Raw genomic sequence first — 25,945 nt, forward strand, 5'->3', positions numbered from 1 at the left:
TATTGATTGTATTTAAAAGGATTTACATCACTAATGGCTGCTACATTTTCAAATTTTCGTCAACGATTCTCACGTGCGCCACGTTATCAACGTATATTAAGTTATACGCTGGTTATCTACCTAATATATGCCTTGCTGTTAGGCTTACTCGCCCCCTACCTCGCTAAAAATATCGCACCAGAAAAAATCAGTGCGTTACTTGGCCGCCCAGTACAACTGCAAGATGTCAGTATTAACCCTTTAACCCTCAAATTTGAGATCAAAGGGTTTGAAATTCAAACCCAAGATCAGCAAGATTTTACAGGCATTGGTCGACTCACATTGCAAATTAACTTATGGAAAAGTTTATTCAATGGCAGTATCAATATTGAGACTATCGAAATTGACCAAGCCTTTGCTAATATTGAAAAATTAGATGAGAGTCAATTTAACTTCTCTGATATTCCAGCGCACATTTCGGCACAATCGTTGCACTCAGAAACAGAAACACCAGCACCCGTTAGCGAAGACACAAGTGAAAGCAATGAGTTACCACATATTCAAATCGCTAATATCAGCATCACCAACACCAAATTTAATTTTAAAGACCTCCCTACAGGTGCTGAACTCGACTACCCAGCAATCAATATTGTACTGACCAAATTTAATAGTCTGGCAATGTTGAATAGTAAAAAACGCAGTAACGCGCCATCCTCAACTTACAACAGTTATGATTTGAGCATTGAAGGCGCCGACAATAGCGCAGTGACCACGGTAGGTCGATTCCAGTTAACGCCATTGGAAGCGCAAGGTAACTTGGCCCTTAAGCACATAAAATTAGTGACATTCTGGCCATTCATAGCAGAACAATTAACGGCTAAACTCGCGTCAGGCGTTATTGACTTTACAACTGACTATCAATTCATTAGTGGTGATGAATCTCCGCAGTTGATCACTAATGCCGGTCAATTTTCATTACGTACACTGGTATTCACTGACCCAGAAAAAGAACTAGTCAACCTACCGTTACTCACAGTTGCAGGCATCAAAGTTGACTTATTACAACAACAAATTGGTTTAGATAATATCAGTACCGATGGATTAAAAGTTAATGCAGTTGTAAACAAGGACGGTGTTGTTAACCTAGCAAACGCTTTTACACCAAAACATACAGAACCAACTAGCACATCATCAGATACCAAAATAACAGCTAAATCGGAATCGCAGGCAACGCAACCTGAAAGCAATGAGACTCAAGCAACTGAAAATCCAGAAACACAAGAATGGCTCCTCACCCTTGGCGAATTTAATTTAACCAACTACGATATCAATGTCATTGAATCTATGATGACGAATGCAACTGCATGGCGTGTATTCCCAATTAACGTCAGTACCAAATCATTGACCAGCCGTCTTGATACTCCCATTGAATATGACTTAGGCTTCACGATTAATGATAAAGGCACCTTCGCTTCTCAAGGTAGCGCAGATGTAAAAGAACAATCGCTTGATGCTACTATCAATTTAGATAAATTGAACCTCGCACAATTTCAACCTTATCTTAAACCTTACGTGAACATCACAATCCAAAGTGGTGAATTCACAACGCAAGGTAACCTTTATGCGAATGCCAAAGGTGCAGCTCGATTTGATGGTTCAATAAAACTGGAAGCACTAGTAATTAATGACAATAAATTAAATAAAACACTCATCAAGTGGCAAGACTTCAATATCAATAGTCTTAAATTTGATAAAGAAGCAAACAGTTTACTTATCGACCATGTTTCTTTTGTACAGCCATATGCTCAGATGATTGTCGCAGCAGATAAAAGCTCTAATGTGTCAGATCTTGTTGTCAAAACCAAAGACGAGACAAAAGATGCGGCAGTTGAACAAGTTAAGCCCCAAGTCAACTCAGAGACTCAAAAAGCTCAAACGGCAGAAGATGCAATGCTGATTGAAATTAACAAGATCACACTCGCACAAGGTAAAGTTGACTATATCGATAACGTGCTTAAACCTAGCTTTGAAGCTGTCATCGAAAATATAGAAGGCCATGTTGGTAAGCTCTCATCTACAACAACCAAAAATGCAGAAATTGATATTAAAGCTATTGTCAATAAATACGCCCCTATGACCTTAAGAGGTGTGATTAATCCATTAACTCCAGAACCTTTCGTTGATGTGGAATTCGTGTTCGATAATTTCGAGTTGCCCTCAATGACTCCCTACTCGGGTACATATGCTGGTTTAGATATTGATGAAGGTCAGTTATCTCTAGCCCTAAAATACAAACTAGATAAGAATCATTTAGAGGGCAGTAACCATATCTTTATTGACCAACTGGATATGAACGATACCAAAGACAGTGACGCAGGAACAATACTACCGATCACCTTAGCTATTCCTCTACTAAAAGACAGTAATGGTGCGATTGATTTAGGAGTAAATGTATCTGGTGATATTAACGACCCAAGTTTTAATGTTGGTGAAATTGTACTAAAATCATTAAGCAACATTATTCTTAAAGCGGTTACCTCACCATTTACGTTATTGGCAAGTCTTGTTGATACAACCGACGATTTAGATAAAGTCAGTTTTGCTAATGGCTCAGCAATACTTGCCAAAGCAGAGCAAACTAAGCTAGATACATTAGCGAAAGCATTAGCACAACGTCCAGAGATCAAATTGAACATAAAAGGCAGTTATGATGTAAACATGGACAAACAAGCGCTTCAAAATCGAGCGGTGAATGCGAAACTAAGTCAATTAACAAACACCAATGTTTCGGAAACGATTAACGCAACGAATATACCAGCATCAGGTGATATGAGAAATGCACTTATCGCGTTATATGAGCAAGAAACCAAAGGTAAAGCAGATGCGCTACGCAACGCAATTACAGCGCAACAACCCGCATTAGCTAAACCAGAGTTAGAACAAATTTGGCTTCGTAGTTTATATACAAAAGTAAGTAAACAACAAGCTATCTCGGATAAAGTACTAAGAAAATTAGCTAAGTCGCGAGCTAGAGCGATTAAAACTCATTTACTAGATGTCAGTAAAGTTGACGCTGGCCGTGTCTTTCTATTAAGCCATCAAAGCAATGTCCCATCAGAAAGTACACAAACAACATTGACGCTTGTCGTTAAGTAACGTTATTACGTAATAGCGTTATATGAAAATAGGCTTCATTGGCTGTGTTATCACAACTGGTGAAGCCTAATGTTATTTTGCAGATACAATATCGGCTTTCGTCGGTTATAACCGTATCAACAAAATCACTCACAACAACTGTCATCGGCACTAGTCCTCCGAGTCGGTCATAGAGTGAAATATCTGAATGTTCACTCCCAACATCTTTTGCAGCTTTAACATCCAAACTCAAAGCTGAATTAAAAAGAAATAAACAGATAAATAATCCAGGCATCAATAAAGAATTATATCTCATCATAGCCATTTCCTACTGCTGTAAATTAACAACACCATAGCGGAAGTTTAGCTAAATTTTAAATATTTTCCATTAGCGATTAACCGACCAAAGACCTGCTACGTAAGCATCAATATCCAATTAATAACAACACAGAGTGCTTATTGCTACGCAACAATGACTTACATCACCGCCCTAAAGGACAGTGTTTTTCGTCAAAGATGATAAATATACAAATCAAAGATCATCACTTATGCTTACATTAGTTTGAGCTAATTAGGATACGAGGCTGTATGCATCTACTGATTAATATTCCTGTGATTTGCAATTGGAGACCGACTTATGCTTGAAGGTAACTTTGTCGCATTAAAATCAGCACTATTAATCCAGCATACTCAGCAGTTCATGAATAATAAACTGAGTTACGCCATGCTATGTGATTATATTTGGGAAATATTACAAGACTGGCAACGTTTAAATATTGTGGACAACAGAATATCAAGTCAAAAAGAAATGGTTTTTTGGTTCTTAGTATTTGAACTACAATTTCAAGATGAAACGTCTTTATTGCATGATAAAGACCTTAATTTTAAATTACATCACTGCATCTTGTTTTTACAAGATGAGCTTGAAATGCCTAAAGGCTGTATTGGTGTTAGGCCTAATTACGCTTAATAAGCGATATCAAATACAGCAATGATTTGTAAGTTAATATCATATAGGCCATTAGTTAATATTACTCATCCAATTTATACGTATTTTTTCGCCGTTAATTCAGCCAACCGAACAATAACACGCACTGATTTTTCCATCCCTGCAACCGTAATAAACTCATGGATACCATGAAAGTTATAACCACCTGTAAAAATATTAGGACAAGGTAATCCCATGAAAGATAATCGAGCACCATCAGTGCCTCCACGGATAGGTTTAATATCAGGCTGTACATCACAATCAATCATCGCTTGTTTCGCAATCTCAATGATATGCACATGAGGCTCGACCATCTCACGCATATTGTTATAACTATCTATTATTTTCAGGTCTACCCGTTCACAACCAAGTTCTTCATTTAATTCTAAGACTTTTTTCTGTATAAATGCTTTTCGATGCGCTAATCCCATCGTATCAAAATCGCGGATGATATAATTCAATGTGGTTTTTGCCACACTAGTTTGCATTGAATTCAAATGGTAAAAACCTTCATACCCTTCCGTGCATTCTGGTGTTTCGTCTGCAGGCATCATGTTTTGAAATTTAGCAGCTATCCCCATGCTATTAACCATCTTATTTTTCGCTGAACCTGGGTGCACATTTACCCCGTGACAAATTATTTCAGCAGTGCTCGCATTAAAGTTTTCAAACTCGAGTTCACCAACTGGGCCGCCATCAATAGTATAAGCCCACTCTGCATCAAAATCTTTAACATCAAATAAATTCGCACCACGACCAATTTCTTCATCGGGCGTAAAGCCGATACGAATATCACCATGTTTGATTTCAGGATTAGCTTGAAGATACGCTATCGCGGTTATGATTTCAGCAATACCGGCTTTGTTATCAGCACCCAATAAGGTTGTACCATCAGTCGTTATTAGCGTATCGCCATGTAGATTATTCAAATCTGGGTACATCGAAGGTGATAAAACTTCGCCATTTCCTAAACTTATATCACCACCTTGATAGTCCTTCACTATTTGCGGTTTAACCCCCTTCCCAGATGCATCAGGTGCTGTATCCATATGCGCAATTAACCCTACAGTTGGTACTGTTGTGCTAATATTACTGGGTAGCGTTGCAGTTAAATAACCATTGTTATCTAGTTTTACATTCTTTAGTTTTAATGCCACCAGCTCTTGCTTTAACTGCGCAGCAAAAACTGTTTGCCCATGCGTACTTGGGCATGCATCAAACGTATAATCAGATTGGGTATCAAAACTTACATAACGTAAAAAACGTTCAATCAAGGTAGTCATAATAAAGCCTTTTTAAAATAAGTAGTTATGATGTACAACCATTATGCTTAATAAATAATGATGATTCGTTGTTCTTAGTCATAAATAGGTATTAATTTAGCTCTATTAATTTTTCAGCCCTAATCTACGGATCTTACCAACCCCCGACGTGGTATTATAGCCCTCATTTTTATGGTCTATTTATACAGTTCTATTTTTGCTATTAGTTACATTTCAGCACAAAAACAAAACGTCAACTTTTAGGTGTTATAACCTACTTATCACTTAAAACTTCCATTTCCAACAAAATATCTATATCATGCAGCTTAATAACTTAGCCAAATAAGCTATAGTACTTAAAATACAACAAGTTAGTGAATTATCATTTGTTTGACCACCAAATTTATAATCAATTAATAGGGAACTGTTATGTTAGGTACCGCCAACAGCAAAAATGCAACACGTGTATTACTATTAGGCTCAGGAGAGCTTGGAAAAGAAGTGGCTATTGAGTTTCAGCGTTTAGGGGTAGAAGTCATTGCCGTTGATCGGTATGACAATGCGCCCGCGATGCAAGTCGCGCATCGCAGTCACACCATTGATATGCTTGATGGTAATGCCATGAGACATGTGATTGAACTTGAACAACCGCATTATGTTATTCCAGAAATAGAAGCAATCGCGACAGATACCCTGCTTGAATTAGAGCAAGAAGGTGTCAATATCATACCGACAGCTCGCGCAACCAAGCTAACAATGGATCGTGAAGGTATTCGTCTTCTTGCCGCAGAAACCCTTAATTTACCGACTTCACCTTACATCTTCACTGATAATAAAACAGAGTATGAAGCCGCTGTTGCAGAAATCGGCATTCCATGTGTGATAAAACCAGTAATGAGTTCATCAGGCAAAGGCCAAAGTATTATTCGTGATAAAGATGACATCGAGCAAGCTTGGCATTATGCACAAGAAGGTGGCCGAGCAGGTGCTGGACGTATCATCATTGAAGGCTTTGTTAAATTTGACTTCGAGATCACCATGCTTACGATCAGTGCGATAGATGGTATCCATTTCTGCGATCCTATTGGTCACCGTCAGCAAGCTGGGGATTACCGTGAGTCATGGCAACCACAAATAATGTGTGATGATGTGCTTGTCAAAGCACAAGAAATATCTGCAGCGGTAGTTAAAGAATTAGGCGGTTATGGCCTCTTTGGTGTCGAACTCTTCATTCGAGGTAAAGACGTATTTTTTAGTGAAGTTTCACCGCGCCCGCACGACACAGGTATGGTGACACTAATCTCACAAGACTTGTCTGAATTTGCTTTGCATGTACGCGCTGTTTTAGGGCTACCGATCACCCAAATCCAACAGTATGGTCCATCAGCCTCTGCCGTTATTCTCGCAGAAGGTTATTCGACTAATATTGGTTTTAATCAATTAGCACCGGCATTGGCTTGTGTACCAGGCAGTCAAATCCGTCTCTTCGGCAAACCAGAGATCGCAGGCCAGCGTCGCTTAGGCGTAGCTCTGGCTCGTGGTATTAACAGCATAGATGCGATTGATAAAGCCAAAGAAGTAGCACAAACAGTTGAAGTGACTCTTAATTAATATGTTCCGTTGACGAGCATAAAGTCTAACGATTAAAAAAGGCTAACAAGTTATCACTCGTTAGCCTTTTTTAAATCTGTAATTCAAGTTAATTATTGTATCTATACTTTTAATTATTAACGATGAATTATAAGCTTAACATCACACCAGCAATTGCGGCACTCATCAAGTTAGCCAGCACACCAGCGAAAATAGCGCGGAAACCATAACGGGCAATAAATTGACGACGTTCAGGGAGCATACTGCCTAAACCACCAATCAAAACGGCCATCGTGCCAATATTGGCGAAACCACACAGTGCAAAGGTAATAATTGCTTGTGAATGTTCACTTAACTGATCTTTTACTTCCATCAGCTGAATAAAAGCAACAAACTCATTAACCACGATCTTATTACCAATTAACGAACCAGCAATAATCGCTTCATTCCATGGCACACCAATTAACCAAGCTACAGGTGCAAATAAATAACCTAAGATAATTTCAAAGCTTATAGTCATATCAAACCAACTGCCTATCCCTGCCAGCATGCCATTAAGTAATGCAATAACACCAACAAATGCAAGTAGCGTAGCACCAATCGCAGTCGCAATACTTAAACCAGCCATAGCGCCGTCTGCAAGCGCTTCAACAACGTTTGTCGCACGTGGTAATTCCACTTTAGTGATTTCATCTGCAACCAGTTCATCTTTTGATGGTGGGAACAATAATTTAGCCATTAATAACCCAGCTGGCGCAGACATGAATGACGCAGCAACTAAAAATTTGATTTCAACACCAATCATGGCATAACCCACTAAGGTGCCACCAGCAACTGACGCAAGACCACAGGTCATCACAGCAAAAAACTGTGAATCACTCATGCCTTTTAAATACGGTTTAACAACTAAAGGCGCTTCAACCATACCAACAAAAATGTTTGCCGTTGCCGCTAACGATTCCGCGCGGCCAGTGCCTAACAATTTCTGTAAGCCACCACCAACAATATTAATCACCTTCGGCATTAAACCAATATGATACAGCGCTGAAATTAACGCAGAGAAGAACACAACAATACCTAATACATTAATCGCAAATACAAAGCCACCAGATGTCAGGTCACCAAATATAAAATTAATACCTTCTTGACCATAATTAATCACTTTTGATACGCCAACACTAAAACCACTTAATGCGTCTTTGCCTGCTGGAAAATATAATACGATAAAAGCAAACGTGATCTGTAATGTAAACGCTAGCGAGACAGTTCTGAGTGGGATATTACGACGATCTTTTGAAAAAAGAAACGCAGTTAATAGGATCACTATTATGCCTAAAATAGATATCATGGAACAAACCTGTTTAATGATTAAAATTATAAAGACGCGTATTGTAGTCCGCATCATTTTTACAGCAAGTCCAATAAGTTACCTGCTTGTTACAATTAAATTAAAACGTCTTGTTGTGATAGCTAGCTTATTGTTTTATAACAATTCAATAATGATATTTGGGGTATTATTTCCATATGGAAAAGATATTTATCCATGAGAAGATAAGTTCTTGGAGGTTAGATTTTAATCTGTGACTTTAATTGCCGATCCCAGTATGAAGGCTGACCAATATATTCTTTGAAAAAGGTGATCGCAGCGCTAATTTTCTTCGGTAAATGCTTACGGCTGGGGTATACAGCATAGAACTGCATACTTTGACTCGCCTGCCACTTTGGTAATAGTTGTATCAACTTGCCCGTTCTAAACTCATCCGTTAATAAATACGTAGCTAAGTAGGCAATTCCCCACCCTGATATCGCAGCATCGCGGATCGCCTCAGCTAAATCAACACGATAATCACCATTAACATTGATGTATAACGTGTCATCGCCTTGCTTAAATGACCATAAGCCATAGCTACGCTCACGGCTTTGATAAATCAGGCAATTATGGTTCTCAAGGTCTTGCGGATGCAATGGCGCTGAGTGATGTATCAAATAATCGGGTGACGCAGCAACCACAAAGCGGGTATCAGCCAGATGCTGAGCCACATAACCTTCGGGTATATCTTCAATGTTGGTCAACCAGAGATCTAAACCGTCATCAATCATATTGGTTTTATAATCGAACAGACACACTTCAACATGCAAGTCGGGGTGCAGTTTACGAAATTGTTCAATTGCCGGGATAATATGGATGGTACCAAATGACTGCGAAACACCTAAACGCAGAATACCCGTCACTTCATCTTGCAGATTAGCCATCATGACATCAGCGTCTTGTACACTGCTTACCACGTCAGCACAATAACGGGCAAACTGTTGGCCCGCATCGGTTAAAGTGAAACTGCGCGTTGAACGCTGAACAAGTTTGACGTTTAGAGCGGCTTCTAGGCACTTGAGCTGTTTACTGACATGAGATACCGACACACTTAACGTATGCGCTGCTGCAGTAAAGCTACCGGTTTGTACCAGGGTATGGAAGAGTGCCATTTGGCTAGCGCGATCTTGGATCAATTGAGAAGTACCTAGTAATGTCCGATCCGTGTGACTACGTTATAACAAGAATAAACATCGTCATTGATGTTTAATTAAGGCAGTGTATACAAAAATCAATATTCAATAAAGCAGTAAGCCATTACGAGACTAAAATGATGACTTACTACCCAATTACATTAAGGTTTATGACGTAAAATTGAACGCACATAACTGCGGGTATTGGCATTATGATCTAACATAAACTCAGCAAGTAAGTTGGTCATTTTAGTTATGCCCTCCTCGCCATGCTGCTCTCGGATCATGTCAACAATCATGTCGACTTCTTTACTACCATCGACTTCAAAGCTTGGGTCACTTACTAGCTGTTCAGGTACCCAGCGTTCAAGGTAATCAGCCAATTTCTGCGATTTCTCATATGATTTTTTGGCGTATGCCTCTACAAATGTCGTATTCGTGTATTCAATAACAGGAGTATCTTGTTCTAACGCTTTAAATAAAACGCTACTAAAATCATTGTTTTCATAAGCCTGCTTAGTAATAATTTCTTGAAATTTTTCGAATACCAAATGACGGTTAGAGAGCAGTTGAATCGCATCTATTTTCGCTTGTGGGAAGCCCATCATATCTTTGGCATTTGTCCAGATACTCGATGCCGTACTTACACCCGGTTGTAACGTTGAATGATATGACTGCGCGATATCTCCAATGTAATGCATGCCCCAACCCATAAATCGCCAGCCCCAATAATCATGGCCAGTACGAAAGGCATATTCAGATAACGCTTTGTACATATGCACACGATAGTCAGGGAAAGTATCACGTAAGAACGGCGCGAGCGTGAAGAGCACACTTGATTCATGATAGAAGCCCATATGGAAAGGTGCTTGCGAGCTGTATTCTAATGCTGGATTACCAAAGGCTTGTTTACCAAAACCATACAGTTTACCCGCATCAGTATTACTGTCTTCAAACAAACCAATATCTAAGCCATTATCAGGATCATCATTAGCCGATACTAACACCTCGATTGGCGTTACCATTTCACCACTTTTCACTTCAACAAAGGTCATGGTGTTGTAATGGTCTAGGCTTTTAAATACGCTAACCTCTGACGAATCCATTCGACGACGACCTTGTTTATCCTGCCCTGGTAATAGCTGAATATACGGGTTAACACGTGCATTAGGGTTGATACGTATGGCATGAATAAAACTTGTTTGTAAGTCTTGGCCAGCGGCGTCAAATGCTAATGTATCAGGACGCGGCTTATAATACGGAAAGTTTTGGCGTAACCAGTCTTCATTGGTTGCTAATAACGTTTCTAACCCTTGCGCTTCTGCTGTCACAAACTCTGCTAAGGTTTCGACCTTAATCGGCGCTTGCGCTGCCACTTCTGGCATCGTGTTCAATATTGGATAAGTAATGAGGCTGTGTTCAGACCATGCATTGGCATTACTCACCATCATACAGCTATACAAGAGTGCGCCTAAAGTGACTTTCATCTGTCTTCTAAACAAAATCGGGATAAACATAACATTCCTTTGAAATAATCGTCTATTGATATTAAGTGCGTATTAAGCACACAGTGCTTTTAAATCGAGCGTGCTCATGAATAATCTCGGGTCATCAATCTTATCCAACATTTCAATACTCGGTAAACATTCATCATCAACATAGTCGGCAAAGTCCCCATCAGGATCGAAGACTAAGATATCCAGCGCTAATCGGTCCATGCCGTATAGACCGCGGTGGATCATATCAGCTGAAAACACCAGTAAGTCGCCAGCAGCTAAGTTAATAACCTTTCCGCCAGAGATGCTATCACTGCTCACTTTGCCGTTTATTTCTTGTCGCACATTAAATTCTTCTTCATTATCCCAGCGCTTATGCGTGCCCGGGATAAGTTCCATGCCAAGCTCATCAAACAAAGGCACACGAAGATGTACGACTTGCGTCTCTTGCACGGCTATTTTTTGCTGTTCAACCTCATGGTCGTATTGGCAGTCGCGATGCCAGAAATCTTTTTGTTTAGGGTTAACAGGATTGAAAAATAATTGGGTGTTCATGAATGCAGCATTAGCAGGTATAACCGATTCAACAACATCCATCATTTTTTTTGAACTGATAAAATTGAAAAGCTTCAGTCGGTCGTCGCATTCTAAGTAGTCAATACCGGTAATGACAGAAGAATTGAACGCTTCATCTCGATAAAACTGTATATTGTCTTCTTTCCACGATTCATGGAATTTCAATACGACCTCTCTCAATGCTGAAATCTCAGCCGCACTAAAATAATTTCTTATTACAAAGTAACCTTGCTCGTCATATTCGCTATTCAATTGACTTCTATTACTCTCTTTAATACCCGTTACCTTTAACACCATTACCTCTATTTTGTTATCACAACTCGGCGGCCTATGCTTTGGTTAATACCAGACAAGCTCTAAGGATTGAACCGAGTTTAATGTTGCGACTTATTCAGAATAAATTCCATTTTATCTCCGTAACGCTTTAATTGATTAATTTTTTAGTTACACCAACACTTGTCGTGTATTTCTGATGTAGTGATGGATCTGTCCCTCGACTTTAACGTCAATCATTTCATCTGGTCTGCGATCATTAGGACAAGGCATTTTCGGTGTTGTACCAAACAGTCGGCAGATCAACGGCCGCTCCTCGTAGACAGTGCAACCTTTAGGGCCTAAATGTACACAGTTATATTCATTTAATGCAGCTGCATGCTCGGCATCCGTTTTATATGGCAGGCGCGACATTTCTTCCGAAGACGTAGTTACTGGTCCGCAGCAATCGTGGCAACCCGGCGTACATTCAAACGTCGGGATCTCTTTGCGCAGGCGTGCAAGGTCCTCTTTATTATTGTTCTTACTCTTGTTTTTTAACAATAATTTTATTTTCTCGTATTCCGAAACCATTATAGTTCTCTACCTAACGTCACTAGAAGATGACAATGCCTGTAAATTTACGGCGTATGTTAACATTTGTAAGTATACGCCGTCTTGATTTACTACGTCTTTTCACCAAGGCCACGGGCGACCAAATAAAATGGACTGAAAATTGTAAATAACGAGCAGAGGCAACTGTTTTTTTATTTTTAAGGACTCATTATTTTTTTAATTTAACAGCCGTTCCAAAGACCATAATTTCAGATGAGCCATCCATAATTGCGCTTGTAGTAAAACGAATACCTACAACAGCATCAGCCCCTTTTTCATGCGCATTTGCAATGAGACGTTGAACCGCTATATCCCTAGCCTCCGTTAACATTTCTGTGTAACCTCGAATTTCACCACCGACAATACTTTTTAAACTCGCCATAATGTCACGTCCTATATGCTTTGCCTGAACAACGTTACCAGTCACTACACCGACTATTTCTTCGATTTCCTTGCCTGGAATTGATTCTGTGGTTGAATAGATCATAAAATTTCCTTAAAAATATAAAGCCAAGCTCAACTGTATAGCAAACTGGCGGGGATTTTGGAACAAAACTAAAATGTTGATGTCTCACACCGCGATGAATTATTCATGATATTAAAAGAGAGGTAAAATATGCAACATCACTTAAAGAAAGCGGTATTAAAATAACATGAAAAAGTTAAGCCTTATATTTACAATGCTAGTCCTTTCCTTGCTGACAGCTTGTTCATCTACACCCGTATCGACAAGCGCGTCACCTAAAACAATTGCATACTCAAGATCTCACGATCTTGTCGGTCAAGCGTCTTGGTATGGTAAAAGATTCCACGGCAAGCTGACTGCCAGTGGCGAAAAATACAATATGAGAGCATATACTGCCGCGCATAAAACCCTACCATTTGGTACAGTCGTTAGGGTTATTAATACGGCTAACAACAAGTCTGTCGATGTCAAAATTAATGATAGAGGACCATTTGTCAGAGGAAGAGTCATTGACCTTTCTCAAAAAGCATTTGAAAAAATAGGCAGTAAAAATCAAGGCGTCGTTCCTGTCAGAATAGAAATTCTGGATGATAGTAATATCTTTAGATACAAGCACTAAAAGATAGGTGTCTATTACAAGACACCTACTTCAGTATACAAGATCATTAAGCCACAACAAGCGTCATGTTATATGACCTTATTTGTGTTCGTCTTAATTTTCCGCTTTTCTGTCTAGACAACGCCCTCTCGGTTCGTTGCCCTCATGCAGTACGATATCTGTATGTAAAAACTCAGCAGCCTCCGCCGACTCTTTCACTTTCTTCGCACTGCGTTCCAACATTTCGGCTTCAAACGTATTTAACACACTATCCCTCACACCTGCTTCTCGCCATTTCGACAAGGGCCTACATTCTTTTGTAATTTCCCTCGCCAGCGACAGCGCATCCAACAGTGCTTGGTTAGCACCCTGTCCTTTGAATGGACTCATAGGATGAGCGGCATCGCCGATTAACGTCACGTTAGCCCCTTTTACCAATAATTCAGATTCGAGTAGCGTTCGGTCATACACAGGGTAACCTGAAACTAGCACTTCCGGCGTCGCCGTTAAAATCTGCGGAATAGGCGCGTGCCACTGACACCGACGAATCGCGTCTTCCTTCAATGCTTTAGGGCCTAGCGCACTCAATATTTTGGCCTCTTCTTCAGACATTGGAAAGCTAAGCTGCCACATTACCGAGTCCGCGTCATAAGGCATGATGTAGATCCGCTCATGCCCATTCGCAGTTTGGAATACCGTGGCCGAGTCCAGTAAAGTACGGTCGAAATCTTCGCCTTCATTATTACCTTCAATAGCACTTCCGATAGCAGACAGAGGACAAATACCCAAAATCGCGATACAGCCTAAATAATTTAATGGCGAAGCGTCATCACCTATCAACAATTTACGAACCGAACTACGAATACCGTCTGCACCAACGATAAGATCGGCATGGGCGTGCTTTATCTCACCATCAACCTGAAAGCTTAAATCAACACCTTCACTGTCAGATTGTTTAAAATCAACTAACTGATGTCCCCACTGCACTGCATCATGCCCACCTAGCTGCTCAAGCAAGGCTAAACGTAACGACTGCCTCGCGATATGGACATTGGTACGCTTGGGTAGTTTTCTCTCGTCTGACGGAACCCACTTGCGGATACCCCATTCACCCAGCACTTTTCCTTCAGTCGTATGAACCACATGTCGGGTTGAAACGATACCATCGTCTAACGAGACAACACCCAAACCTTCGATCGCACGACTTGCTTGTTGCAGCGTAAGTCCATAACCTTGAGACCTTGCGTCGAAGCCACTATCGCGCTCATAAAGCGTAAAAGGAATGCCACGGTGCAGGCAAGCAACAGCAAGGGCCACGCCACCGATGCCTCCACCAACGATAGCTATGTGTGGATAGTTTTCTATATCTGGTCCATCAACGAAGGTTTGGATAGCGGAACGAATCAGACCTGAACCTTTACAATTCGAGCAGGCATCAAGATGAGGCTTAGGGCGAAGCGGAGCAGCCCCTTCGCAGTTGTTTTTTTCAAATAGCGCAAGTTCTCGCTGGTAGCGAAGTCTTACTTTCTTACGGAGCCGCTTACTTATTTTCCCGCGGCCCTTACATTCAGTACAAATATTCCAGTAGTTCTCTTCAATCTTCAACTTTTCTACCTGCCCTATATTTAACCCGCGATTAATCACTCTTAAAGTAAGAAACTCTCAGCTGTTAAGCTCATGTTGTGGCCTAAATTAAACTAATATTTAAACTGAAAGTTAAGGTGTGATTATAACGCTCATTACGGTCTATAACCGTTTAACTGGAGAAAACTTGGTTTTTTCTTGATAAAGTCTGTATTTTCGACTTCAAATGATTTTATCTAAGTTAATTTTCATACTAATACCTTATTTACTCTTTATATACGTCTTACATCTAATTTTGGAAAATACTATCTCGCCATAAAATAAAAGACTAACTACATTAATAAATATTAATTAACAATAAAACCACCCCAAAATATAAAATTAAACAGTAGTAATTATTTTTAATCAGTATCTTAAGTAATATGGAAGTTTAAAGTACGCAGCATTATATTCGAGCACATGTCATGACAGAGTACCGAATAAATAAGGATATTAAATAAATGCAGCATATCACCAAAATATACTTACTGCTTTGCTTGTCATCAGTGAGCTTTATTGCCCAAGCAGCTGAATCTCATCGGCTCAATTTAAAAGATGCAGAAAATATCGAAAGTCACCTTAATTTAGCGAGTCAACTTTCGCTCAGTGGCACTCAAAGCAGTCCCCACAGCTTTCAGCTATTACCAAAAACCTCCTCTCAAACGTTTACAGGCCAAAGCAAAACAAAAAATGCAGACAGAACTCACAATAAGTATCAACAAAATTTCTTAGGTATTCCTGTTTGGGGTTATCAAATAGCCGTTCATCGTAATGCTAAGAGTCAAATTTATGCATTAAATGGCAAACAATTAAAGAACATTGAATTAGATGTTAAGCTTTCGGCCTCTGCATTAGCAAACACTAAACCAAGTGAAGAGTTACAAACAACGCTCATCGTTAAAGCAAAAACAAAATTTGGTTTAAGTGAAAACACCCAAGTATCCAACATTGAAATTAAAAATTACATTCACTTAAATGAACAGAACACAGCAATACTGGTTTGGTATGTCTCATTTAAGCTTGAAGATGACCAAGGTAACATCGCACAACCTATCTTATTAGTGGATGCCGATACCAAATTTATTATCGATTCATGGAATAACCTACAACACGCAGCTGCAACGGGGCCAGGCGGTAACGCGAAAGTGGGTCGATATGAATACGGTACTGATTACACAGCACTAGATGTCACACAAGATGGTACCAATTGTTTACTCGAAAATGAAAACGTCCGAACCATTGATTTACAACACGGTTCAACTAACAGCGACACCTTTGCTTTTACTTGTTCACGTAATGGATATAAAGAAATAAATGGCGCATACTCCCCGCTTAACGATGCTCACGGATTTGGTAATGCAGTCTTTGAAATGTACAAAGACTGGTATGGCCTAGCACCTTTAACATTCCAATTAGTCATGAAAGTACATTACGATAATAACTATGCCAATGCCTTTTGGGATGGTTCGAGCATGACCTTTGGTGATGGTGATAGTAGTATTTATCCTTTGGTTTCTCTTGATATTGTCGCACATGAAGTCAGCCATGGCTTCACAGACCAAAATTCAGACTTAATTTATAATGGCCAGTCTGGCGGTATCAACGAATCGTTTTCTGACATGGCAGGTGAAACTGCAGAGTTATTTGTACGTGGCAGTAATGATTGGTTAATGGGTGCAGATATTACCAAAGATGGCGGCGCTTTCCGGTTTTTCGAAGACCCAACTCTTGATGGCAGGTCTATCGGTCATGCTGATAATTATTACGACGGTATCGATGTCCACCATAGTAGTGGCGTATTTAACCGTGCCTTTTATATTCTTTCAAACACATCTGGATGGGGTATTAAACAAGCATTCTCGATTATGCTTGATGCTAACCGTTTTTATTGGACTCAATCAACCGATTTTGTCGATGGCGCGTGTGGCGCAATCAATGCAAGCGCAGATAAAGGTTATGACACTTTTGCCGTTATCAATGCTTTTACACAAGTTGGCGTTACTTGTGATAACCTCCCTTTTCGTGATCAAGATAATGATGGCATGTCTGATTATTGGGAACAATCCTATGGTTTAGATTATACGACACCAGCTGACGCTTCAGGAGACCTGGATCAAGACGGTTTATCAAACTTAGATGAATACCTTGCAGATACCAATCCAACCATTTCAGACTCTGATGGCGATGGTTTAACAGATAATGAAGAAGTATCAATTTATGGTACAGATCCTAATAATACAGACACAGACGGTGACCAACTTCCCGACCAATGGGAAATTAGCATTGGATTCGACCCATTAGATCCTAACGATGCACAACTCGATTCAGATTCTGATGGCGTAATAAATATTGACGAGTACTTATTAGGTACAGACCCTTTCGATTCAAATTCTGCGCCTGAAATTGTCACAAACGCTCTCTTCGATTTTGAAGATGCAACAATACCAAACCAATTAGCTAATGTAGATAACAACTGGGGATTAACCAGCGAAATCCCGTCAACAGACGCGTATTCACTCGCGAATAAAACCATTGCAGATACCCAAACTGCTGAACTGCTCTGGAGTGCTTTATTTAGTGAAGGTACATTTTCGTTTGACTATAAAATAGATAGCGAACTCGACTATGATTTCTTTGAACTATATATCGATAATCAGCAGGTACTCCAAGCATCTGGAGCCGAAGAGTGGAAAAATTTCAACCGCACATTATCTTCTGGTCTGCATACGCTTAGTTTCCGTTATAGTAAAGATGGAAGTGTCTCACAAGGCGCAGATCGTGCTTGGCTAGATAATATAGCATTCTACTCGACTGATCTCGATAGTGATAATGATGGTATGACGAATTCATGGGAAACCAGTAATGGCCTTAATCCAAATGATCCAAGCGATGCTAATACTGATTTAGACAGCGATGGATTAGATAATATCACCGAATTTCAACTCGGGACTTTAGCCAACAACGCAGATAGTGATAACGATCAAATACCTGATGGCTGGGAAATATCGTATGGTTTAGACCCACTAAACAATCTTGATGCATCTGATGACTTAGATAATGATGGTTTTTCTAATCTTTCAGAATTTCAAGCAGGAACGGACCCAAGTGATGCAAATCAGCAGCCACCATCAATTAAAAATGTTTTATTCGATTTCGAAGACCTTCAATTACCACAAGGCTGGATTAGTGATGTCAATGCCAACGCAAGTTGGAAGGTCAGTCGTGATGAAGCAAACAATAGCAACTATTCATTAACGTCTCAAAGTATAGAGCATAATCAGAGTTCAACTATCATCTGGTTCGGGAATTTTAATGAGGGGGTTTTATCCTATGATTATAAAGTTGAGTCAGAATTAAACTGGGATTTTTTAACCGTTTATCTTGATGACCAAGCTATGACCAATATTTCAGGCGCTCAAAACTGGTTAACACACACGGTCAATATTTCAGCTGGCAATCACACCATTAAATGGGTTTACCATAAAGATAGCAGTGTATCTACCGGCCAAGACCGCGCTTGGATCGACAACGTCAGTTTTAATTCAACTATTCAAGATAGTGACAATGATGGCATGCCTGACCAGTGGGAATTAGACAACCGTCTGGATCCAAACGATCCAACCGATGCCTCACTTGACCCTGATCAGGATGGTCTTACTAATTTAGTAGAATATCAGATAGATTCTGACATCAACAACAGTGATACAGATGCTGACGGTGTGCCAGACAGTGAAGATAGCTCACCTCGCGATAGCAATGTAGGTGAGATGCAAGCGCCAACATTTAGCGCTATTGCTGATATTCAGATTGAAGCAGAAGCGATATTAACGAACGTTAGTTCCCTCACCTTACCGCCTAACACAGTCAGTGATAATGGCAGATTACCTGTTCAAGTGAACCACAATATAACGGCGAACCTCGCGATTGGTGATCATAACATTTTCTGGACTGCAACGGATCACTCAGGCAACACTGCAACAGCAACACAAATATTACGAATTAGAGATACTATTGCACCAGAATTTGATTTATCTCCACTCTATCAGGTCTCTAGCCAGGGTATATTTACAGATCTAACTCAGCAGTTAAACCTACAAGCAAGTGATCTTGTAGATGGTGATATTAATGCACAAATATCAACGCCTTCTCTATTAAAGTCGGGATTACACCTTGTTAACGCTCAGGCCGTAGATCAGTCAAATAATACGACGACGGCACAAGTTACTGTTGCCATCAATCCACAGGTTGAAATACCGGCTCAAATCCAAACTGCAATTGGTAATCAAGTCATCGTGCCCGTTTACCTCAATGGCGAGGCTGCGCAATATCCTGTGAAAATTGATTACACAGTCGCTGGGTTAATAACACCAATACAATCGCAGTTAAGCATTAACCATGGTATGTCTGGTGAGTTAATATTCAATATTCCAGCGAACCATTCCGGTGACAGTATCACTGTCGGTCTAGACAGTGCGGTAAATGCACACATCGCCAGTGGCACCAGTCAAATATCACTAATTAGCGATAATCAAGCACCAAACCTGAGCGTTAATATTAAGCAAGCGGAACAAGCGGTGACTTTAGTACAAAAAAGTCTTGGTTTAGCTTACCTTGATGTATCAGTCAATGATATCAATTCAGCTGACCAGCATGCAGTTTCATTCGACCTTCCGAGTGAATTCGAAGCAGCACTCACTCAGCAGAATGGTAACCGTATCGAATTGCACCCAGCGACGATCCCAACGGGAACTTACTCTGTCGATATAACCGTGTCAGAAACGAATACTGCGGCACTGTTATATAATCAGCTAACAGTCCAAGTCTTGGTCACAAATACGCTACCAGCGTTAGGACTAGAGGACACAGACAAGGATGGTATTAACGATAAAGATGAAGGTTATGCTGACACCGATGGTGATGGTATTGTTGACTACCTCGATAACAATAACAATACGACTCAGTTACCCTTAAATAGCAGTAACCTCCCCTTATTTGTTAAGGCTTCAAGTAAATTATCACTTGGCGATATTAACTTACAAAGTAAAGGTGGCGCTGCTAAGTTTGCAGATATTCATTTCAATGATATTCCGGTAAATACCAATTCAATTCATGTTGATGAGCAACTATTAGCAAGTGTGTTAATCAATGTGCGAATAAGTAAAAAACCGAGTGGTGAATCAGCGTTCATTGTTGTCCCGACACAGCCATTACCTGCCAATTCGTTCTTGTATTTACATACTAAATTATCTGGCTGGTCAATACTCAATGCAGGCACCCATGACAATGTATCTTCTGCGCCACTCGACCTCAACGGCAATTGCCCCGAGATAATGCATGAAAGCTATGTGTATGGCTTAAATCAAGGGGATGAATGTATATTAATCCAGATCGAAGACGGTGGTCATTATGATATAGATAAAGCCACGAATAATAGCGTCTCTATCACTGCGGCTGTTTATCCTGAAATAGAAAATAACGTACCAAACGTGATTGTATCAGCGCCGAGTACTGCATCTGAACTAACGAATATCATCATTGATGCGTCAAGTACTAGCGACATTGATAATGATCTACTGACTTACCAATGGACTTTACCTGACAGCATCGATATTCAGTTAACTAACATAGCCGCAGGTAAAATAAAGCTATCATTGCCCGAAGTAAGTCATGATACCAATACTGTTATAGAACTAGCAGTCAGCGACGGTCACACAGTTGTAAGACAAGCTCTTGATCTGAAGATCACGAATACGACGTTGACTCTTGATGATGAATCTTCAGGTGGTGCATTGTCGTTATGGTTCCTCTTAACGCTAGCTTCATTGTTATTCTTTCGTCAAAATGAAAATCGATAAACTATACACCTGAGACTATAGAGCCCTCGTTGATAACGTCAACAGGGCTTTAACCCAATGCTTGTTTTCACTAATTTATGATTTAATTAATAAATAATAATTTGCATATTCATCTAACAGGGTTATGATCTGCCAACACCCATCATTTTAGAGCAGTAACTCTACTGCATCTCGACCTACAGAGAATGACAATATGGAAAAAGCTTGGCTAAACAGCTACCCTAGCGATGTACCAGAGTTCATCGATGCATCACAATATGACAGTATTTTAGATATCGTAGAGCAGAGCTGTAAAAAACATGCAGATTCAATCGCCTTTTTGAACATGGGTGCAACACTGACTTTTCGTCAACTTGAAGAACAAAGTCGAGCTTTTGCTTCCTATCTACAACATGATCTTAAGATGCAGCCTGGTGACCGATGCGCAATAATGATGCCAAACCTACTGCAGTACCCTATTGCACTTTTTGGTATTCTTCGAGCCGGACTAATTGCGGTTAACGTCAACCCCCTTTATACCCAACGAGAATTACAGCATCAATTGGCGGATTCAGGCACAAAAATGATTGTTGCTATTACCAATTTTGGCGCTAATCTAGAAAAGGTATTACCGCAAACTAGTATCAAGCATGTGATCATGACCAGTATAGGCGATCAACTACCACAACCGAAACGTACCTTGGTTAACTTCACGATTAAGTACGTTAAAAAAATGATCCCCGACTTTCACATTTCCAATGCAATTTCAATGCGTAAAGTCATAGCCACTGGACGTAAACGTTCTTATCACCGCCCCGCATGTAAGCCTGAAGATATTGCATATCTACAATATACAGGTGGTACAACAGGCGTAGCAAAAGGTGCAATGTTAACGCATCGCAATATTGTCGCTAACGTATTACAAGTTTTTGGTCAATTCTCTCCGCGTACACTTATGTCTAATGATCATGTTGTTACTCCCCTACCGCTTTACCATATCTTTGCTAACTCTGTAAGCTTGATGTTTATAATGATGATCGGGGGGCGTAATTTATTAATTACTAACCCTCGAGATATGGACGGTTTTATCAAAGAACTAAAAAACTATCCTTTTACTACCTTTTTCGGCTTGAATACTCTGTTCAACGCGATGTTAAAGAATGAAAAATTCCGCGCATTAGATTTCAGCAGCTGTCGCTTTACCATCGCAGGTGGCATGTCAACCCAGGAAGATGTTGCAAAAGAATGGCAAAAAGTCACAGGGATGCCAATCATCGAAGGTTATGGTCTAACAGAATGTTCACCTGTGGTTTGTAGTGGTATACACACTCAGCAAGAATATACCGCGGGTATTGGCGTCCCATTACCATCAACAGAAATGCGTGTCGTGAATGATGATAAGCAGCCACAGGGAGTCGATGAAGTTGGCGAACTGCAAGTTCGAGGGCCTCAAGTTATGGCTGGATATTGGAAGCAAGAAGAAGCAACATCTCAATCAATTGATAGTGACGGTTGGTTTTCGACTGGCGATATAGCACGTATGGATAAAGACGGGGCTTTTTTTATTGTAGATCGTAAAAAAGACATGATTTTGGTTTCTGGCTTCAATGTTTATCCTGCTGAAATTGAAGAAGTACTTCGATTACATCCTGATATTGAAGAAGCGGCAGCGGTTGGCATCCCTCACCAAATCACTGGCGAGCAGATTAAAGTATTTATATGCAGTACCAATAAAACACTGACGAGCAAAGACATACAAACATTCTGCCGCCGTTATTTAACCGCTTATAAAATACCACGTAATATTGAGTTTCGCGATACACTACCAAAAAGTGCCGTAGGTAAAATACTTAAGCGCGAGCTTATCACGGCGTCAAAATAATAATTAATGCTTTAAATACAACAAGGTACCATCAAGTTTATATACCTTGTTGTATTTTATATTGTCACAGAAAACCGGTCTGACAAGCGAAAAGCTTAACGTAATAACGAAACCCACTACGTATCAAGTTACTTTACATATCATTACATAATTCACGGACCTGTAACAAAACCGTAACAAAACTCTTGTACTCTAGCTGCTATAAAAACAACTAGATTAACCATTTACAGGGATTTATGATGATTAAAAATAGTGTACTAATGCTTGCGATTTCAAGCGTATTTCTTAGTGCTTGTAACAACTATCCAGTTTCTACTGTTAATACTCCAGAACCAACCAAAGTTAAAAATCTAATCTTGATGATTGGTGATGGTATGGGACCCCAACAGGTGGGTCTGTTAGAGGAATATGCGCAGCGTGCCCCGCTTTCTATTTATAATGATAAAGGTAATAAAACAGCATTATCTAAGTTTGCCGATGCAGGTCAAGTAGGACTATCGTTAAGCGCACCTTATGGCAATAACGGTAGTCTGGTTGTCGATTCAGCCTGTTCTGCGACACAACTCGCGACAGGCGTAGCATCAGGGTCTGAAATGATTGGTCTAGATAGCCAAGGGAATGTGGTCGAGACAATACTAGAGAAAGCCAAAGCACAAGGTAAAGCAACGGGCTTGGTATCAGACACACGTATTACTCATGCAACACCAGCAGCATTCGCAGCTCATCAACCACACCGCTCTTATGAAGCTAAAATCGCAGAACAGCTAATCGAATCAGGTAGTGTTGATGTGATGCTATCAGGCGGTGCACGGGTATTCCTGCCAGCAGATATTAAAACCAATCAAGCTAGCCGAAAAGAAATGGCCGATTTAGGTGTGCCTGACAACATTTACAAAAAATCGAAACGTAAAGACCAACGTAATTTATTATTAGAAGCCAAAGAGCAATACGGCTATAACCTTGCTTTTGATAAAGAACAACTCACCGCAGCTGAAGGCACTAAATTGCTAGGCTTATTCGCTAACTCAGGCATGGCAGACGGTATTGCGTATACCGCATGTAAGCAAGACAACAGCTGTACAGAACCATCATTACGCGACATGACCATGAAAGCATTGGACATATTATCTAAAGATGAAGATGGTTTCTTCCTTATGATTGAGGGCGGTCAAATAGACTGGGCAGGCCATGTTAACGATGCGGGCTGGATGCTGCATGAATTAATAAAATTTGATGAAGCTGTAGCTGCAGTTTATGACTGGGTCAAAGATCGTAACGACACCCTCGTTATTGTCACCGCCGATCATGAAACTGGTAGTTTCGGATTCAGTTATTCTCGTAATGACTTACCTGAAGCACAGCACTTAACCGGTAATGGCATGCAAGGCAAAGAATACAAACCGAACTTTAACTTTGGTGCACTTTCACAACTTGATAAGCTATATGCTCAAAGCGGCACTTTCTACACCATGATGAATAAAGTCAATGCTGATTGGAACTTCAAAAATAGTACAGGACAACAATGGGCTGATGCAATAAACAGTTACAGTGTATTCAAAGTAACACCTGAGCAAGCGACACCAGTTACATTACGTGAAGAGAATGAGTATCACGTTGCTGGCCATAAATACCTAAGTGCGAAGGAATTCCCGAAAGTAAATGACTTTAAAGAATTCTACGTATACGGTGATGAGCTCCACGCTAACTTAATTGGTCGTGTATTAGGCGCGGCTCAAAATGTAGTTTGGGGGACAGGCACACACACTGCAGCACCAGTACCTGTCTATGCATTTGGACCTGAGAGTATTACTAGACAATTTTCAACCATGCAACATCATGTTGAATTAAGTCAGAAAATGGCTGATGCATTACTATAAGACAACATCTAGGCTAATGCAGAACCAAGATAAATAATAAATATCAATAAAGTTTAGACCAGACCCGTTTAAGGTAACCCGCATGGGATCTTAAACGAGTTTGGCTAATATCTGGTTTTTCCCTGAATTTTTCACTTTGTACAACAATTTATCTGCCATTTCATACAAAGTTAACATATCTTTATCAGTGTATTTAATCGTCACCATGCCTAATGATATTGTTACACATGAATAACCATTATTCTCCTTATGCTGGATCCCTAAACCCTGCACAGCTAAACGAATATCGTTCACAAATTGCGATGCGGCTATTTCATCATCGGCATAAAATAACAAGCCAAATTCTTCACCACCTAAGCGGAATATATAATCATCAGCGCGTAATAACTTATTATGTAGCAAATTAGAAATAGTAACCAAGGCATTATCACCGGCTACATGCCCATAGTTATCATTGAATTTTTTGAAGTTATCTATATCGATAATAGCGAAGTTTAATAAACGATGGTGGCGTTTAGCCACGCGTAAGCTCTCTGGAAACACATCGTTGAACTTACGACGATTGTACAGTCCAGTCAATGGATCTGTGAGTGAACACATTTCTAAACGACGGTTATTTTCTAGTAACTCACGCTTTTTATTCTTCAGTTCAGTCACATCAAGCATTACGCCAACAACCCCTAGGATCTGTTGTTGTTCATCGAGTACCGATGCTTTATAAAAAGTGAATATGCGAATAGATCCATCGGCACATTTCACCGAGGCTTCATAAACTTGCTGACCCGGATTGTTAAGTAATAATAAATCTTTAGCGTGAAAAATTTCAGCTAATTCACGAGGAATATATTCACTTAAATCAAATAATGACTTGTTTATAATTTTGTCTTTATCAATACCTAAAATAGTCTGAGCAAAAGCATCATTACACTGTTGATATACACCGTCGGTATTTTTATAAAAAAGTGGGCTGGGAATAGTATCGACTAAAGTCTGTAATAACCTCTTCGACCTTAAAGATTCACTTGTTATTTGATTAGCGAGATCAAGTTGTTGCTGTAAATTTTCAAATTTACTTTCTAGTTTGACAACTTGTTCTTCTAATTCTTGGTAAGTTAATTTTTTTTTCATCGCACACCAAATAATAAGTAAGTAATAATCAGAAACAATACACCAATAATTTCAGCCGCTAATTACAGTATAAGAACACCTCGAAATTGGTAGTTTATTATACAGTGATATTCTATTAATTGGGTATCCCTATATTGAATTG

The 25,945-nt window shown here is 39.8% G+C and carries 17 protein-coding genes; 7 read left to right on the forward strand and 10 right to left on the reverse strand.

Annotated elements, in window-relative coordinates; all coding sequences use genetic code 11:
- Positions 1-33 precede the first annotated feature (33 nt).
- Positions 34-3,135 (forward strand): DUF748 domain-containing protein, encoded by a 3,102-nt coding sequence (locus HWV01_RS12720; protein WP_211671906.1) that lies wholly within the window; start codon positions 34-36, stop codon positions 3,133-3,135.
- Here the strand turns inward: HWV01_RS12720 and HWV01_RS12725 are convergent.
- Positions 3,128-3,433: a hypothetical protein gene (locus HWV01_RS12725; protein ID WP_211671907.1), complete on the reverse strand. Its 306-nt coding sequence runs from the start codon at positions 3,431-3,433 to the stop codon at positions 3,128-3,130. The two genes, HWV01_RS12720 and HWV01_RS12725, sit on opposite strands and share 8 nt — an antisense overlap.
- Positions 3,434-3,751: 318 nt before the next feature.
- Between HWV01_RS12725 and HWV01_RS12730 the strand changes: the two genes are divergently transcribed.
- On the forward strand, positions 3,752-4,084 hold the full coding sequence (locus HWV01_RS12730) for a hypothetical protein (RefSeq protein ID WP_211671908.1): 333 nt from the start codon (positions 3,752-3,754) through the stop codon (positions 4,082-4,084).
- 74 nt (positions 4,085-4,158) lie between these two features.
- Here the strand turns inward: HWV01_RS12730 and pepT are convergent, their stop codons facing one another.
- A complete protein-coding gene (gene pepT, locus HWV01_RS12735) occupies positions 4,159-5,385 on the reverse strand; it encodes a peptidase T (protein WP_211671909.1) in 1,227 nt (408 codons plus the stop codon).
- A gap of 408 nt (positions 5,386-5,793) precedes the next feature.
- On the opposite strand from pepT, the gene purT reads away from it, so the two are divergent.
- The gene (gene purT / locus HWV01_RS12740) at positions 5,794-6,975 is read left to right on the forward strand and encodes a formate-dependent phosphoribosylglycinamide formyltransferase (RefSeq protein WP_211671910.1); all 1,182 of its coding nucleotides are present in this window, start codon (positions 5,794-5,796) and stop codon (positions 6,973-6,975) included.
- A gap of 127 nt (positions 6,976-7,102) precedes the next feature.
- On the opposite strand, the gene HWV01_RS12745 is transcribed toward purT, so the two are convergent.
- The 6 genes from HWV01_RS12745 to HWV01_RS12770 form a co-directional block, all read right to left on the reverse strand.
- Entirely contained in the window at positions 7,103-8,302 is a 1,200-nt protein-coding gene (locus HWV01_RS12745) for a NupC/NupG family nucleoside CNT transporter (protein WP_211671911.1), read from the reverse strand.
- Positions 8,303-8,520: 218 nt separating this feature from the next.
- A complete protein-coding gene (locus tag HWV01_RS12750) occupies positions 8,521-9,459 on the reverse strand; it encodes a LysR family transcriptional regulator (protein ID WP_211671912.1) in 939 nt (312 codons plus the stop codon).
- Between the two features lie 158 nt (positions 9,460-9,617).
- Positions 9,618-10,973 carry a hypothetical protein gene (locus HWV01_RS12755; protein ID WP_211671913.1) on the reverse strand — a complete coding sequence of 452 codons (1,356 nt, stop codon included), beginning with the start codon at positions 10,971-10,973 and terminating at the stop codon, positions 9,618-9,620.
- Between the two features lie 42 nt (positions 10,974-11,015).
- Positions 11,016-11,825: a phytanoyl-CoA dioxygenase family protein gene (locus tag HWV01_RS12760; protein ID WP_211671914.1), complete on the reverse strand. Its 810-nt coding sequence runs from the start codon at positions 11,823-11,825 to the stop codon at positions 11,016-11,018.
- A gap of 147 nt (positions 11,826-11,972) precedes the next feature.
- On the reverse strand, positions 11,973-12,374 hold the full coding sequence (locus HWV01_RS12765) for a YkgJ family cysteine cluster protein (RefSeq protein WP_211671915.1): 402 nt from the start codon (positions 12,372-12,374) through the stop codon (positions 11,973-11,975).
- 190 nt (positions 12,375-12,564) lie between these two features.
- A complete protein-coding gene (locus HWV01_RS12770; protein WP_067043534.1) occupies positions 12,565-12,882 on the reverse strand; it encodes a heavy metal-binding domain-containing protein in 318 nt (105 codons plus the stop codon).
- A gap of 166 nt (positions 12,883-13,048) precedes the next feature.
- Between HWV01_RS12770 and HWV01_RS12775 the strand changes: the two genes are divergently transcribed.
- Positions 13,049-13,480 carry a septal ring lytic transglycosylase RlpA family protein gene (locus HWV01_RS12775; RefSeq protein ID WP_211671916.1) on the forward strand — a complete coding sequence of 144 codons (432 nt, stop codon included), beginning with the start codon at positions 13,049-13,051 and terminating at the stop codon, positions 13,478-13,480.
- A 93-nt stretch (positions 13,481-13,573) separates the two neighbouring features.
- On the opposite strand, the gene HWV01_RS12780 is transcribed toward HWV01_RS12775, so the two are convergent.
- Entirely contained in the window at positions 13,574-15,064 is a 1,491-nt protein-coding gene (locus tag HWV01_RS12780) for an NAD(P)/FAD-dependent oxidoreductase (protein WP_211671917.1), read from the reverse strand.
- A 479-nt stretch (positions 15,065-15,543) separates the two neighbouring features.
- Here HWV01_RS12780 and HWV01_RS12785 point away from each other — a divergent pair, with 479 nt between their 5' ends.
- The 3 genes from HWV01_RS12785 to HWV01_RS12795 all read left to right on the forward strand — a co-directional run bounded on the left by HWV01_RS12785 (position 15,544) and on the right by HWV01_RS12795 (position 24,675).
- Positions 15,544-20,937: a M4 family metallopeptidase gene (locus HWV01_RS12785; protein ID WP_211671918.1), complete on the forward strand. Its 5,394-nt coding sequence runs from the start codon at positions 15,544-15,546 to the stop codon at positions 20,935-20,937.
- A 193-nt stretch (positions 20,938-21,130) separates the two neighbouring features.
- Positions 21,131-22,798 carry an AMP-binding protein gene (locus tag HWV01_RS12790; RefSeq protein ID WP_211671919.1) on the forward strand — a complete coding sequence of 556 codons (1,668 nt, stop codon included), beginning with the start codon at positions 21,131-21,133 and terminating at the stop codon, positions 22,796-22,798.
- Between the two features lie 239 nt (positions 22,799-23,037).
- A complete protein-coding gene (locus HWV01_RS12795) occupies positions 23,038-24,675 on the forward strand; it encodes an alkaline phosphatase (protein ID WP_211675846.1) in 1,638 nt (545 codons plus the stop codon).
- Positions 24,676-24,765: 90 nt separating this feature from the next.
- Here HWV01_RS12795 and HWV01_RS12800 read toward each other — a convergent pair whose 3' ends face one another.
- Positions 24,766-25,803 carry a GGDEF domain-containing protein gene (locus HWV01_RS12800; RefSeq protein ID WP_211671920.1) on the reverse strand — a complete coding sequence of 346 codons (1,038 nt, stop codon included), beginning with the start codon at positions 25,801-25,803 and terminating at the stop codon, positions 24,766-24,768.
- Positions 25,804-25,945 lie beyond the last annotated feature (142 nt).

The sequence above is a fragment of the Moritella sp. 5 genome, from assembly GCF_018219455.1.
In the GTDB taxonomy this organism is placed as follows: domain Bacteria; phylum Pseudomonadota; class Gammaproteobacteria; order Enterobacterales; family Moritellaceae; genus Moritella.

What these genes read in the sequence shown, in the direction of transcription:
- HWV01_RS12755 (WP_211671913.1), bottom strand. Translation starts at nt 10,973, where the DNA reads ATGTTTATCCCGATTTTGTTTAGAAGACAGATGAAAGTCACTTTAGGC.
- HWV01_RS12760 (WP_211671914.1), bottom strand. Translation starts at nt 11,825, where the DNA reads ATGGTGTTAAAGGTAACGGGTATTAAAGAGAGTAATAGAAGTCAATTG.
- HWV01_RS12790 (WP_211671919.1), top strand. Translation starts at nt 21,131, where the DNA reads ATGGAAAAAGCTTGGCTAAACAGCTACCCTAGCGATGTACCAGAGTTC.
- HWV01_RS12795 (WP_211675846.1), top strand. Translation starts at nt 23,038, where the DNA reads ATGATTAAAAATAGTGTACTAATGCTTGCGATTTCAAGCGTATTTCTT.
- HWV01_RS12785 (WP_211671918.1), top strand. Translation starts at nt 15,544, where the DNA reads ATGCAGCATATCACCAAAATATACTTACTGCTTTGCTTGTCATCAGTG.
- HWV01_RS12765 (WP_211671915.1), bottom strand. Translation starts at nt 12,374, where the DNA reads ATGGTTTCGGAATACGAGAAAATAAAATTATTGTTAAAAAACAAGAGT.
- HWV01_RS12725 (WP_211671907.1), bottom strand. Translation starts at nt 3,433, where the DNA reads ATGATGAGATATAATTCTTTATTGATGCCTGGATTATTTATCTGTTTA.
- HWV01_RS12720 (WP_211671906.1), top strand. Translation starts at nt 34, where the DNA reads ATGGCTGCTACATTTTCAAATTTTCGTCAACGATTCTCACGTGCGCCA.
- purT (WP_211671910.1), top strand. Translation starts at nt 5,794, where the DNA reads ATGTTAGGTACCGCCAACAGCAAAAATGCAACACGTGTATTACTATTA.
- HWV01_RS12775 (WP_211671916.1), top strand. Translation starts at nt 13,049, where the DNA reads ATGAAAAAGTTAAGCCTTATATTTACAATGCTAGTCCTTTCCTTGCTG.
- pepT (WP_211671909.1), bottom strand. Translation starts at nt 5,385, where the DNA reads ATGACTACCTTGATTGAACGTTTTTTACGTTATGTAAGTTTTGATACC.
- HWV01_RS12770 (WP_067043534.1), bottom strand. Translation starts at nt 12,882, where the DNA reads ATGATCTATTCAACCACAGAATCAATTCCAGGCAAGGAAATCGAAGAA.
- HWV01_RS12800 (WP_211671920.1), bottom strand. Translation starts at nt 25,803, where the DNA reads ATGAAAAAAAAATTAACTTACCAAGAATTAGAAGAACAAGTTGTCAAA.
- HWV01_RS12745 (WP_211671911.1), bottom strand. Translation starts at nt 8,302, where the DNA reads ATGATATCTATTTTAGGCATAATAGTGATCCTATTAACTGCGTTTCTT.
- HWV01_RS12730 (WP_211671908.1), top strand. Translation starts at nt 3,752, where the DNA reads ATGCTTGAAGGTAACTTTGTCGCATTAAAATCAGCACTATTAATCCAG.